The 13,111-nt window shown below is 69.9% G+C and carries 11 protein-coding genes; 2 read left to right on the top strand and 9 right to left on the bottom strand.

All coding sequences use genetic code 11. From position 1 onward, the window contains the following. Nucleotides 1–115 precede the first annotated feature (115 nt). The 5 genes from E3O44_RS09215 to E3O44_RS09235 form a co-directional block, all read right to left on the bottom strand. A complete protein-coding gene (locus tag E3O44_RS09215; RefSeq protein ID WP_134534446.1) occupies nt 116–2,449 on the bottom strand; it encodes an RND family efflux transporter in 2,334 nt (777 codons plus the stop codon). After that, entirely contained in the window at nt 2,442–3,323 is an 882-nt protein-coding gene (locus E3O44_RS09220; RefSeq protein WP_134534447.1) for a hypothetical protein, read from the bottom strand. The genes E3O44_RS09215 and E3O44_RS09220 overlap by 8 nt, the downstream gene beginning before the upstream one ends. A 115-nt stretch (nt 3,324–3,438) precedes the next feature. Beyond that, on the bottom strand, nt 3,439–4,671 hold the full coding sequence (locus E3O44_RS09225) for an ABC transporter permease (RefSeq protein WP_134534448.1): 1,233 nt from the start codon (nt 4,669–4,671) through the stop codon (nt 3,439–3,441). Continuing rightward, entirely contained in the window at nt 4,668–5,396 is a 729-nt protein-coding gene (locus E3O44_RS09230) for an ABC transporter ATP-binding protein (protein WP_134534449.1), read from the bottom strand. The genes E3O44_RS09225 and E3O44_RS09230 overlap by 4 nt, the downstream gene beginning before the upstream one ends. Beyond that, entirely contained in the window at nt 5,389–6,612 is a 1,224-nt protein-coding gene (locus E3O44_RS09235) for an efflux RND transporter periplasmic adaptor subunit (protein ID WP_134534450.1), read from the bottom strand. Before E3O44_RS09235 ends, E3O44_RS09230 begins: the two co-directional genes overlap by 8 nt. Nucleotides 6,613–6,803: 191 nt before the next feature. On the opposite strand from E3O44_RS09235, the gene E3O44_RS09240 reads away from it, so the two are divergent. Next, nucleotides 6,804–7,292, top strand: a complete 489-nt coding sequence (locus tag E3O44_RS09240; protein WP_134534451.1) for a YajQ family cyclic di-GMP-binding protein — start codon at nt 6,804–6,806, stop codon at nt 7,290–7,292. 123 nt (nt 7,293–7,415) lie between these two features. On the opposite strand, the gene E3O44_RS09245 is transcribed toward E3O44_RS09240, so the two are convergent. The 3 genes from E3O44_RS09245 to ubiE are packed head-to-tail and all read right to left on the bottom strand — an operon-like array spanning nt 7,416 to nt 10,713. Next, complete coding sequence (locus E3O44_RS09245; RefSeq protein WP_134534452.1) at nt 7,416–8,876, bottom strand: FAD-dependent oxidoreductase; 1,461 nt, start codon at nt 8,874–8,876, stop codon at nt 7,416–7,418. 10 nt (nt 8,877–8,886) lie between these two features. Next, nucleotides 8,887–9,957 (bottom strand): polyprenyl synthetase family protein, encoded by a 1,071-nt coding sequence (locus E3O44_RS09250; protein WP_134534453.1) that lies wholly within the window; start codon nt 9,955–9,957, stop codon nt 8,887–8,889. A gap of 30 nt (nt 9,958–9,987) precedes the next feature. After that, nucleotides 9,988–10,713, bottom strand: coding sequence for a bifunctional demethylmenaquinone methyltransferase/2-methoxy-6-polyprenyl-1,4-benzoquinol methylase UbiE (gene ubiE, locus E3O44_RS09255; protein ID WP_166792593.1), 726 nt, complete (start codon nt 10,711–10,713; stop codon nt 9,988–9,990). A gap of 111 nt (nt 10,714–10,824) precedes the next feature. Here ubiE and E3O44_RS09260 point away from each other — a divergent pair, with 111 nt between their 5' ends. Beyond that, nucleotides 10,825–12,051: an isochorismate synthase gene (locus E3O44_RS09260; protein ID WP_420897923.1), complete on the top strand. Its 1,227-nt coding sequence runs from the start codon at nt 10,825–10,827 to the stop codon at nt 12,049–12,051. A 160-nt stretch (nt 12,052–12,211) separates the two neighbouring features. Here the strand turns inward: E3O44_RS09260 and E3O44_RS09265 are convergent, their stop codons facing one another. After that, nucleotides 12,212–13,087 carry a polyphosphate kinase 2 family protein gene (locus tag E3O44_RS09265; RefSeq protein ID WP_134534454.1) on the bottom strand — a complete coding sequence of 292 codons (876 nt, stop codon included), beginning with the start codon at nt 13,085–13,087 and terminating at the stop codon, nt 12,212–12,214. Nucleotides 13,088–13,111: the final 24 nt, after the last annotated feature.

Consider the following 13,111-nt stretch of genomic DNA (forward strand, 5'->3'; position numbering starts at 1 on the left):
CGTCGACTCCGCCGCCGTACCCGTTCCGAATTCAGGAGTTGCGCCCGGCTGAACCGGTTTTCTGACCGGTTCCGGACCGGTTTCCGAGGCCGTCTCCTGAATTCGGAACGCGGGATCAGCCCTGGGGCGGGGTGCCGCCGCTGAACCCGCTGAAGTCGCCGGAGGGCGGGCCGCCCTGGAAATCGGCGCTGCTTCCGTTGCTCGAACCGCCGAGGTTGGTAAGGCTCGAGCTCGTGTCGGCCGCGGTCCCCGGGATCGCGTCGCTCAGGTCGGCGAGGATCACGACGTCGCCGGCCGCGAGGCCGGAGGCGATCTCGGTGAGCTCGGCGCCGACGGCGCCGACCGTGACGGTCGTCGAGGTCGAGACCCCGTTCACGAGCAGGTCGACGGTGTACGCCGACCCGTCGCGGTGCACGGCCGAGGTCGGCACGGTGAGCACGGCATCCGTGCTCTCGATCGCGACCGTGACCTGGGCGGAGGCTCCGGTGAGGATCGTGGCGTCCGTCGAGTCGACGGCGAGGGTGACCGCATACTTCGGCGTCGACGACGTCGAGACGTTCAGGATGCCGATGGAGCTGACGACCCCGGTCAGTTCCGTTTTCGTCGTGGCGAGTTCGATCGTCGCGGTCTGGCCGACGGCGAGGCTCGCGACGCTCGCGAGGGACACGGTCGAGTCGACGACGTAGCCGTCGTTACCGAGGATCGTGATCACGGCGGTGCTCGACGCCGCCGAGACGGTGTCGCCGGCGACGATCGAGACCGCGGCGACGGTTCCGGCATAGGGGGCCGTGAGGGTGGCGAGGGTGGCCTGCTTCTGGGCGATGGCGAGCTGGGCCTCCGCCGCCGCGATGTCGGCCCTGTCGGCGACGATCGTCTCAGCGGACGCGACCGTTGCCGTCGCCGTCGCCGTCGACCCGGTGCCGGTGCCGGCGTTGCCGGCGGCAGTCCCGGTCGCGCCCGTGACGGCGGATGCCGTCCCCGTCGTGGTCCCGGACGTGCTGCCTGTGGTTGCTGCGGCGGAACCGGTTGTCGTGCCTGTTGCGCCTGTTGCGCCGGTACTCGTGCCGGTGGCCCCCGTGGTCGCGGTCGCACCGCCGTTCGTGCCCGTCGTGCCGATCGTCGGTGCGGCGTTCGCGGCGGTGACGGCGTCGGTGAGGCCGGTGATGGCTGTGTTCAACGCGGTCACGAGGGTCAGCACGTCCTGCTGGGCCGTGTCGACGGTCTTCTGGCCGGAGAGAACCGCGGTGATCGCGGTCTGGCAGGCGGCCAGGTCGGCCTTAGCTGCGGCGAGTCGCTCGGCTGTGGTCGTCGGATCCGCGGTCGCCGTCGGGGTGGGGGTCGCGGTTTCGGTCGGCGTGGCCGCGGCATCCGTCGTGCCGGCGCTCGTGCCGGTCAAGTTGGTACCGGTTGCGTTCGCATCGATCGTCGCGGCGTCATCGAGGGCCGCGTCGATGAACGGCTTGCAGGTCGCGTCGGTCGAGGCCAGGGTCGCGTCGCTCGCGGCGAGCGCGGCCTGCGCGTCGGTGTATCTCGCGAGCAGCGCGGCCTGGGCCGCGGTGACCGCGGTCACGGCGGACATTACCGCCGCGTTGGGAACGGTCGAGGTCGAGCCGGTCGAGCCTGTCGAACCGGTCGTCGTGCCCGTGCCGGTTGCCGCGGTCGTTCCGGTCGACGAGCCGGTCGACGTCGTCCCTGTCGACCCGGTCGTGGCGGTCGTTGAGGTCGACGACGACGTGGTGGTGGCGGTCTGGGAGTCGAGGTCGTCGGTGAGGGCCTGCTCGGCGTTCGTGACGGTCTCCTCCGCCTTCGTGACGGCGGCGGCCAGGTCGGCCGCGTCGAGCGTTGCGAGGGTCTGGCCTGCTGCCACGGTTGCCCCGGCGGCGACGTCGACCGTAGCGACGGTCCCTCCGACGGAGAAGGCGGCGTCTTTCCTCGTGGTCGGCGCGACGGTGCCGGTCACGGCGAGGGACTGACTGACCGTCCCCGTCGCGGCGATGACGGTGCGGAAGTTACCGCTGTCCGTGCGGTTCATCGCATAGACGACCCCGCCGCCCGAGGCGCACAGCACCGCGGTGACCGCGCCGAGGGCGATCAGGCGCCGGCGGCGCTTCGCAACGGCCTTGGCCGACCGAGCCGTCGTGGCGGACTTCGCGGTCATGGGCGACGCGCCGGACTCGGCCGGTGTCGCCAAGGATGCGCTTGCCGGCTCCGTCAGGCGTGTCGCGACGGCCTTGGCCGACCGGGCCGTCGTGGCGGACTTCGCGTTCGTGGGCGACGCGCCGGACGCGGCCGACGCCGCCAGGTATTCGCGTGCCGGCTCCGTCGCATCCTGCTGGGCGTCTTGGGCGGCGATTGCCGATGCGGTCGACAGCGCCGCTGCGGCCGCGGCTGCCGCTGCGGCCTCGGCGCGGGCCGCCCTGCGAGAGGCGCCGAAGGGAGTCCTACTCATGGGAGGTGCTCCCACCCGGGCGGGTGCCGCCGCCGAAGCCCGACCGCGAGACGCAGCCGTCCGCGGTGGCGGTCGAGATCTTCAGGGCTGTCGCGGCGAAGCCGCCGCTCGTGTCGGAGGCGCCGGTTGCCACGGCGCACGCGCCGACGACGAGGGCGCTCGAGTCGGAGGCGACCGTATTGAGGTAGGTGGTCGTGGACGCGACGGTGACCACGGTCGAGGTCGTGTCCGTGCTGCCCATGCCTGCTGCGTCGACGGTGATCGAGTCAGCGGCAACCGCGGTGACGAGTCCGCTGACCGGGAAGCCGCCGGCCATCCCGCCCGGAGCGCCGGTGGCGCCGTCGCTCGGCATGTCGGTCGGCATGTCGGTCGGCATGTCGGTCGGTGCAGTTCCGTCGGGGGCACCGCTCGGCATCGTGCCGTCCGCCCCGCCCATTCCTCCTGCGCCTCCGCCGCGGTTACCCGTCGTGCAGGCACCGTCCACGGCGTCGGTCACGGTCACGGTCGTCGCCGCGGTGGCCACGGTCGTGCCGCTCGCCGCGGTGAAGCCGGCGACGGTGACACAGCGGCCGACGGAGACATCCGTCAGCGCGCCGGTCACGGTCGCGGTGATCGTCGTCGCCGCCGTGTAGGACACGGCGGTCTGGGTGCTGGAATCCTGCACCTGCAGGATGCCGGCGGCCACCGAGGCGATGGTGCCGTTGATGCCCCCGTCGCCCTGCCCGCCTGCCGATGCCGCCGGGGCAGACGACGCGGCCGGGACCGCTGCCGTGCTCGCCCCCGCGGCGCACCCGGTCAGGAGCAGCACCCCGCCGAGGGCGAGCAGGACTCCGAAGTTGGTGGCGAAACGGGTGGTCGGTCGAGTGTGGGTCATGAGGTCTCCAATGGACGTGGAACAGGACGTGAAACGGTGGCTGAAGCGGATGTCCGCGGCGGGTTCTGGCCGCCGGGCGAGGCGTTCTGGGCGAAGGTTCGGGTGACGCGCACGGCTACTCGCTCCTGAGCGCATCGATCGGCGCGAGCTTGGCCGCCCGGGTGGCCGGGTAGACCCCGAAGACGATGCCGATGGCGATTGCCACCCCGATGGACAGTCCGACCGCGAGCGGGGACACCACGATCGAGCTGCCGATCACCGCGGGCAGGGTCAGGGCCGCGACGACGCCGATCACGGCGCCGAGGATCCCGCCGGACAGCCCGAGGATGGCCGCCTCGATCAGGAACTGGCGCCGGATCGCCCACGGCGGGGCGCCGAGCGCCTTGCGGAGCCCGATCTCCCTGGTGCGTTCGGAAACCGAGACGAGCATGATGTTCATCACGCCGATGCCGCCGACGAGGAGCGACAGCCCGGCCACACCGGTGAGCAGGATCGTCAGGGTCTGGTAGACCGCTGTCGCGGTGCTGACCAGGGCGTCCTGGCTGCTGATCGTGAAGTCGGCGTCGTCCGTCGAGGAGATCGAGTGCAGGTTGAGCAGGAGCGCGTCGGCCTCCTGGTAGGCCGCGGAGAGCTGGGTGTCCGAGGCGGCCTGCAGGTAGATCGTCGACACCGCGTTGCTCGCGGTGCCGCCGACGAGGTCGGTGGCCGCCGTGCTGAAGGGCACGATGGCCACGTCGTCGAGGTTGCTCGACGAGTCCGACCCCGCCGTGGCAAGCACTCCGACCACCTGGAAGGTCTTGTCGCTGATCACGACGGACTGGCCGACCACGTTCTGAGTGCCGAAGAGTTCGTTTGCGGTCTCCGAGCCGAGCACGACGACCGCGGCGGAGGCATCCGCTTGGGCCTGGGTGAAGAAGGCCCCGCGGGCGAGGGTGCGCTGCCGCACGGATGTCCACGCGGTCGTCGTTCCCGTGACGGTCGTCGTCCAGTTGGTGTCGTTGGCCGTGAGTGACAGCGAGGTGGTGCTCTCCGGGGCGACCCCGGAGATGTCGGGAGCGTTCACCGTTGACGTGAGTGCCTCGGCATCCTTGATCGTCAAGGTCGCACTCGTGCCGAAACCGCCGCGGGCTCCCGTGGTGCTCGTGCTGCTGCCGGGGGCGACGATGAGCAGGTTGCTGCCGAGGGAGCTGATCTGGGCGCTCACGTCGAGCTGGGTGCCGAGGCCGAGGCCGACGGTCAGGATGACCGCGGCGATGCCGATCAGGATGCCGAGGATCGTGAGCATCGAGCGCAGGGCGTGGGAGTAGACGGCACTCCAGCTGGTGCGGAAACTCTCCATCCAGGTCATGCTGCGTTCACCTCGTCCCTGACGATGGCGCCGTCCTTGACCCAGACGATCCGGCGGGCGCGCTGGGCGACCTCGAGTTCGTGGGTGATCAGGACGATCGTGCGGCCCAGGTTGTTGAGCTCGTCGAACAGGCTGAGCACGTCGCGGGTCGACACCGAGTCCAGGTTTCCGGTCGGTTCGTCGGCGAGGATCATCGTCGGTTCCCCGACGAGGGCCCTCGCCACGGCGACGCGCTGCTGCTGGCCGCCGCTCATCTCTCCCGGTTTGTTGTCGAGGCGGTCGCCGAGGCCGACGCGTTCGAGGGCGCGGCTCGCGCGCTTCTTGCGTTCCTCGCGCGGCACGTGCCCATAGACGAGGGGAAGTTCGACGTTGCGCCAGGCCGGGAGCGAGGACAGCAGGTTGAAGCCCTGGAAGACGAAGCCGATCTGCTGGTTGCGCACGCTCGCGAGTTCGATCTCGTCGAGCTCCTCGACGTCGGTGCCGCCGAGGCGGTACTGGCCGCGGGTGAGGGTGTCGAGGCAGCCGAGGATGTTCATGATGGTGGATTTCCCGGAGCCGGACGGCCCCATGATGGCGACGTATTCGCCCTCGTGGATGGCGAGGTTGATCCCTTTCAGCGCTTCGAATTCGATGGTGCCCGAGGTATAGGTCTTCCCTGCGTCGATGAGCTCGATCACGGGGCCCGGGGCATCCGCTTCGAGCGGGTTCGTGAGCGGCTCAACCACCGTTCGACCCGCTTCCCTGGGTGAACCCGGCGGGCGGGCCGCCGGTCGGGAATCCGCCGCTGCCGCCGCTCTGCCGGTTGGTCGTCGAGCCGCTGTTGCCGGAGCCCGGGGTGAACGTCACGACCACGACGTCGTCGCCCTCCGCGATCCCGGTGAGGATCTCGGTGAGGTTGCCGACGGTCTCGCCGACCGTGACGGTCGTCGCGACGGCGGTGCCGGCGGCGTCGAGGGTCTTCACGGTCGACACGCCGTCCGCGGTCGTGACCGCGGCGCTCGGAATCGTGAGCACGTTGGTGCGGCGCTCGTAGACGATCTTGGCCGTGACGGCCACTCCGTCGTAGAGTCCGTCCGGATCGCCGGTGACGGCGACGACGACGGGGTAGGTGACCGCGCCGGAGGTGGTGGACGGCAGGATGCCGACGGACTGCACGGTCCCGAAGAACGCGGTGCCGTCGTCGAGGGCGAGCTCGACCTGGTCGTTGACCGCGACCTGGGCGATGTCCGACTCGCCGATGTCGAGGGACAGCGACCACGAGTCGGTGCCGACGATGCTGAAGTCGGCGGTGCTCGTCGAGGAGCTGGACGAGGTCGAGGCTGTCGAGGCGGTTGCGCCGCCACCGGCCCCTGCACTGCCCGAGCTGCCCGAGGAGATCACGTCGCCGACGGCGACGTTGACCGCGGTGACGAGGCCGGCCGACGGGGCGGTGAGGGTCGCACCGGCGACCGCGGCCTGCGCGGTCACGACGGCCGCCTCATCCACGGCGACGGATGCCGTCTGGGCCGCGATCTGCGCGACGGCGGCCGAGGTGCCGTCACTGTCGCTCACGCTCGACGCGAGTTTGGCCCGGGCGGTTGCGAGCGTCGCCTGCGCTTCGAGCACGGCGGCATCGAGGCTGAGCGTGTCGACCGTCGCGAGCACCTGGCCGGCGGTCACGGTGGTCCCCGCCACGACCGGGACGGCCGTGACGGTGCCGGACACGGCGAAGCTGACCGAGTCGTTCACGGTCGGGGTCGCGGTGCCGTCGCTGTCGACGGTCTGCTGCATGGTCGTGAGGCTCGCGGCGACGGTGATCGGAGCGGCGACCTTGGTCTTGGTGTTCGCGGGGACGGCGAAACCGAACCAGTAGATGCTGCCGCCCGCGAGGGCGAGCACGACGACGCCGGCAACCACCCAGGTTCGTGGGCGGATGTGCGTGAGAAACTGTGGCCGTTTCATGGTCTCCTCGATAGCTCGTGCGCGGCCTTTCGACTGCCGCGTCGGCAACGGTACGCAGCAGGGCTATGGCCCCGGCATCCACCGGCTATCAGTTCCCGATGAGCCCCGGAGCGGGCTGAGGAGCGAGGCACGGGTCGTGCGCGAGCCGGGCGCGGATGCCGGGCGAAGCATCCGCCGATAACATTGCTGTCATGGCAGACTCAACGTTCGACATCGTCAGCAAGGTCGACCCGATGGAGGTCGACAACGCCCTCAACCAGGCCCACAAGGAAGTCGCGCAGCGCTACGACTTCAAGAATGTCGGCGCCTCGATCGAGATGAGCGGCGAAAAGGTGCTCATGAAGGCGAGCTCGGAGGAGCGCGTCAAGGCGATCCTCGAGGTCTTCGAATCCAAGCTCATCAAGCGCGGCATCTCGCTGCGCAGCCTCGATGCGGGCGACCCGTACGCCTCGGGCAAGGAATTCCGGATCGAGGCCTCGATGAAGGCCGGCATCGACCAGGAGAACGCGAAGAAGATCGGCAAGATCATCCGCGACGAAGGCCCCAAGGGCGTCAAGAGCCAGATCCAGGGCGACGAGCTCCGGGTGAGCTCGAAGAGCCGCGACGACCTGCAGGCCACGATGGCGCTGCTCAAGGGCAAGGACCTCGACGTCGCCCTGCAGTTCGTCAACTTCCGGTAGGCATCCGGGCATCCTCGTGACGCCGTTCCACAAGCTGGCGCTGCTGAGCCCGAACACCACTACTGCGGACGCCGACGGCCGCCTCACCATGTTCGGCGAGGCGGTCGGCGAACTCCTCGCGTCCTAGGCGGAGGCGGTCGCTGCTGCCGGCGCGACGGCGCGGGAAATGGCGACCATCTCGTCGCGGGGCACGACCTTGATCCGCACCCGGCCCTCGGCCGCACCGAGCGCCTGCTCGTGCTGGTCGAGGCGGTGCCAGCCGTCGAGGTTCGTGTATTCGACGCCGCGTTCGTCGAGGAGCGCGACGATGCTCTCTTCCGACGGGGATTCCGGCCGCCACCAGTTGCCGAGGTCGTTGATCAGGTGCCGCACGGTCTCCATCGCGTCGGACTTGGTGTGCCCGATCAGGCCGACCGGCCCGCGCTTGATCCACCCGGTCGCGTACACGCCGTAGAGCTGCTGGTTGGCGCTGCCCGCACCGGACGACGGGTCGCCCTTGGAGAGCACCTGCCCTTCGCGGTTCGGGATCACGCCGTGCTTCTTGTCGAACGGCACTCCGGGCAGCGGCGAGCCGAAATACCCGACCGCACGGTACACGGCCTGCACCGGCAGCTCGCGGATCTCCCCGGTGCCCACGACGCCGCCCTGGCCGTCCGGCGCGGTGCGTTCGTAGCGGATGCCGCCGACCCGGCCGGTGCCGTCGTCGATCAGTTCCAGGGGCTTGGCGAAGAAGTGCAGGTGCAGCCGGCGGCTCGCACCGGCCTGCGGGTCCTCGGCGAGCTTGTGCGCGCGTTCGCGCCACTTGCCGAGCACCTTGTCGATCACGAAGACCTGCTTGTTGCTGGCCACGGCCGCGCGCGCGGCGTCGTCGTAGTCGAAGTCCTCGTCGTAGACGACGATGTCGACGTCGGGCAGTTCGCCAAGCTCGCGCAGTTCGAGGGGGGTGAACTTCACGGATGTCGGTCCGCGGCGTCCGAAGATGTGCACGTCGGTCACGGGTGAGGCCTTGAGCCCGTCGTAGACGTTGGCCGGGATCTCGGTGGGCAGCAGGTCGTCAGCGTGCTTCGCGAGGATCCGTGCGACGTCGAGGGCGACGTTGCCGTTGCCGATCACGGCGACCTGCTTCGCCTCGAGCGGCCAGGTGCGCGGGTAGTCGGGGTGGCCGTCGAACCAGCTGACGAAGCGGGCGGCACCATAGGAGCCGACGAGGTCGATGCCGGGGATCCTCAGGTCGGCGTCGCGCACGGCGCCGGTCGCGAAGATGACGGCGTTGTAGTGCTTCCGGAGGTCGTCGAGGGTGATGTCCTCGCCGAAGCGCACGTTGCCGAAGATGCGGATGTCGCCGCGGTCGAGCACGTCGCGCAGGGCGGAGATGATGCCCTTGATCCGCGGGTGGTCCGGTGCGACGCCGTAGCGCACGAGCCCGTACGGCGCGGGAAGGTGGTCGAACAGGTCGATCGAGACGTCGAAGTTGCGTTCCGCCTTGAGCAGGATGTCCGCGGCGTAGATGCCGGCGGGTCCTGCGCCGACGATCGCCAGGCGCAGCTTCGCGGGTCGCTGGTCGGTGGGGCGCTTCTCGGTCATGACGACCTTTCTAACTTGATCGCTCGACGATCGTGTCGGCGAATCGGGTCAGCGCCTTCTTGACGGACCCGTCTGGGAGGGGGTCGAGTGAGGCGACGGCGTCGTGTGCCCAGCCGTGCGCTTCGGAGAGGGTCTGCGCGGTCACGTCGTGGTCGCGGAGCGCGGCGATCGCGGAGTCGGCCGCTTCCAACCGGGTGCCCTGGCTGCTCATGACGTCGCGTTCGAGGCGTTCGAGCAGGGCGGCGGATGCCGGGTCGTCGCCGGCGCGCTCGCGGAGCCTGAGCACGGGCAGGGTCGCAACCCCGGCGCGCAGGTCGGTTCCGGGGACCTTCCCGGTCGCCTCGGGCTGCGGGGACAGGTCGAGCACGTCGTCGATGAGCTGGAACGCGACGCCGATCTTCTCGCCGAAGCTCACGAGCGGCTGTTCGAATTCGTCGGGCGCATCCGAGAAGATGATGCCGGCCTGGGCCGCCGCCGCAATGAGCGAACCCGTTTTGTCGGCGAGCACCGAGATGTAGTGCTCGATCGGGTCGTCGCCCGCGTGCGGGCCGACGGTTTCGTGCAGCTGCCCCATGACGAGGCGTTCGAAGGTGTCCGCCTGCAGGCGGATGGCCCGCTCGCCGAGTTTGGCCATCAGCTGGCTCGCCCGGGCGAACAACAGGTCGCCGGTGAGGATCGCGACCGAGTTTCCCCAGACCGTCTGGGCGCTCGGCACTCCGCGACGCTGACCGGAGTCGTCCATGACGTCGTCGTGGTAGAGCGAGGCGAGGTGGGTGATCTCGATGGCTGTCGACGCGGTCACGACGTCGGTGATCCCACCGCTGCCGAGGTGGGCGGTGAGGAGGGCGAGCATCGGGCGAACCCGCTTGCCGCCGGCTTCGAGCAGATACCGGGTGGTGACGCTCGCGATCTCGTCGGCGAAGACGATCTCGGCGAAGAGGCTCGCCTCGACCCGCTCGAGACCGGCGTCGATGCCGGCGGCCAGGCCCCGGTCATCCGCTGTCGAGAAGATTCGATCGCTGAGGCCGATCTGGCTCGTCACGGAGGAGCCGCGCCGGAACAGGGGAACGCTCGGTTTCACTCTGACAGCCTATCCATTGGGTGGGGAGTTTCAGTCGGCGGGGACTGCCGCAGGGGCGGCCTTGACGCCGCGGTGCAGCGCCACGATTCCGAGGGTGAGGTTCTTGTAGGCAACGGACTCGTACCCGACGTCGCGGAGCCATCCGCTCAGCACGGGCTGGGTCGGCCAGGCGGCGATCGATTCGCCGAGGTAGTCGTACGCCTCGGCGTTCGAGGAGGCGAGCTTGACCACCCGGGGCATCACCTGGTTGAGGTAGGCGAAATATGCGCCGCGGATGACCGGGTTCGGCGGGGTGGAGAACTCGCAGATGACGACCCTGCCGCCGGGCTTGGTGACCCGGAAGAACTCGGCGAGCGCCTTGCGCGGTTCCACGACGTTGCGGAGGCCGAAGGAAATGGTGACGGCGTCGAATTCGTTGTCGGCGAAGGGCAGCGCTGTCGCGTCGGCCTGGACGAACTCAATGAGCGGGTTGCCGGCGTGGCGTTCGCGGCCGACCTTGATCATGCCGGCGGAGAAATCGGCGGCGACGACGTGGGCGCCGGTGTGGGTCAGCGCGACGCTCGAGGTGCCGGTGCCCGCGGCGATGTCGAGGATGCGCTCGCCCGCCTGCGGGTTGACGGCACGGGTCGCCTGGAGCCGCCACAGGGCGGCGTTTCCGACCGAAAGCACCGCGTTCGTGCGGTCGTAATGCGTCGACACCTGATCGAACATGGCAGCGACCTGCTCCGGCTGCTTACTGAGGTCTGCTCTGTTCACTCCAACAGTCTAGGTTGCCGCTCCCCGGTCATCCTGCGAAGCCGGTGATAGCGCCGTTCTGGCCCCGGAAGCGGGTGCACGCGGCGGCTGGCATAGGCTGGGCAAGTGAATGTGCAGGCCCTAACGGTTGAAACCACTCCCATTGCCGACATTCGACAACTGGTCCTTCTTCTCGACGCCCAGAAGCCGCTGCTCTGGATGCGCCGCAATCAGGGCCTCGCCGGCCTCGGCTCGGCGCTGCGGCTCGAATTCTCCGGCCCGACCCGCATGACGGATGCCGCGAGCGCGTGGCGGGACGTGGTCGCCGCCGCGACGGTGACCGACCCGCTCGCGCGAACGGGCACCGGCCTGTTGGCGTTCGGAACCTTCGCCTTCGACGACGAATCCGCCGAGACGAGCGTGCTGCTCGTACCTGAGGTCATCGTCGGGCGTGAGGACGGACTCTGCTGGGTCACCCGGATCTGGCCGACCGGCGGAACCCCTCCGGAAATTCCCGTGGCGCTGCATCCGCTCGGCACGGAATACCGCATCTCGCTGCTCTCGGGCACGCTGCGGCCCGAGGCCTACAAGGCGGCCGTCGATGAGGCGGTCGTTCGGCTCTCCGCCGGGGAGGTGAACAAGGTCGTGCTCGCTCGCGACCTGCGCGGGCACCTTCCGGCGAAGTCGGACCTGCGCCGCACGATCAGCGAGCTCGCACTCGGCTACCCGGACTGCTGGACCTACGCCGTCGACGGCCTCGTCGGGTCGAGCCCCGAAACCCTGATCCGCGCCGACCACGGCGAGGTCAATGCCCGGGTGCTCGCCGGGACCGTCTCCCGGGGTGCCGACGCCGCCGCGGACCTCGAGGCCGCAGCCGCGCTCGCGACGAGTGCGAAGGACGGTGACGAACACGCCTTCGCCGTGCAGAGCGTGCTCGCCTCGCTGCGCCCGCACACCTCGCACCTGCTCACGAGCGAGCTGCCGTTCACCGTCAAGCTCCCGAACCTCTGGCACCTCGCAACGGATGTCGAGGGCACCCTCTCCGACGGATCGACCTCCCTCGACCTCATCGCCGCCATGCACCCGACCGCGGCGGTCGCGGGAACGCCGACGCAGGCCGCACTCGCGCTGATCCGCGAACTCGAGCCCTTCGACCGCGGCCGGTACGCCGGCCCGGTCGGCTGGGTCGGCGCGGATGGCGACGGCGAATGGGCGATCGCGCTGCGCTGCGCCCAGGTCACGCCGACCGGCGACGTCACGGCATACGCCGGCTGCGGCATCGTGCTCGGCTCCGAACCCGACCGCGAGCTCGCCGAAACCCGGATGAAGTTCCGCCCCATCGTCGAGGCCTTCGGCTAGCCCCACCCCTTCCGCTTCGCTCAGCGCTCAGCGCTGTGAACCGCGAGAGCACGATTATGGCCCTTAAAACGGCTCCATAAGGGCCGATTTCGTACTCTCGCGGGCAGAACGGGAGGAGCGGGCGGGGCTGGGGCGGGGCGGGGCGCACGGATGAGGCGGGTCAGGTGGCGGCGAGGCGCAGCTTTTCGGCGGCGACGTCGAAGGCGGCGGGCGGCCAGTCGAGATTCAGGCGCTCGAGGGCGTCGATCAGCAGGTGCTGCACGGCCAGGCGCGCGTACCACTTCTTGCCGGCGGGAACGACGAACCACGGTGCGTCGGGGGTCGAGGTGCGTTCGAGGGCGATCTGGTAGGCCGTCTGGTAGTCGGCCCAGCGCATCCGCTCGTCGACGTCGCCGGGGTTGTACTTCCAGTGCTTGTCCGGGCGGTCGAGGCGCTCGAGCAGGCGCTCCTTCTGGTCGGCCGAGCTGATCTGCAGCATGACCTTGACGATCGTGGTGCCGTCGTCGACGAGGTCCTGCTCGAACTGGCGGATCTGCCCGTACCGGGCCTCGATCTCCTCGGCGGGGGCGAGCTCGTGCACGCGGGCGATCAGCACGTCCTCGTAGTGCGAGCGGTCGAATACTCCGATCAGGCCGGGACCCGGCACGCGACTGCGCACCCGCCAGAGGAAGTCGTGCGCGCGTTCCTCGGGCGTGGGCGCCTTGAACGCGGTGAGGCGCACGCCCTGGGGATCGACGGACCCGACGACGTGCCGCACGATGCCGCCCTTGCCCGCGGTGTCCATGGCCTGCAGGACGAGGAGCACCTTGCGTCCGCCGCCGTCGGCCGCCGCGGCCTTGCTGTTGGCGTAGAGCTTCTCCTGCAGCGAATCGAGCAGGCCGACACCGGAGGCGAGCGCCTCGTCGGCGTTCTTCTTCACGACGCCGTCGAAGCCGGGCGTCGCGTCCGGGTCGACGGAGGCGAGCCGGAATCCCGGTCCGACCCGGAGCTTCTCGATCGGGTCGGAGTCCCAGAACTTTCGGTTGAGTCCGCTCATGATGCACCCTTCGTCGGAAACTGC

This window comes from Cryobacterium algoricola, from assembly GCF_004402485.1.
In the GTDB taxonomy this organism is placed as follows: domain Bacteria; phylum Actinomycetota; class Actinomycetes; order Actinomycetales; family Microbacteriaceae; genus Cryobacterium; species Cryobacterium algoricola.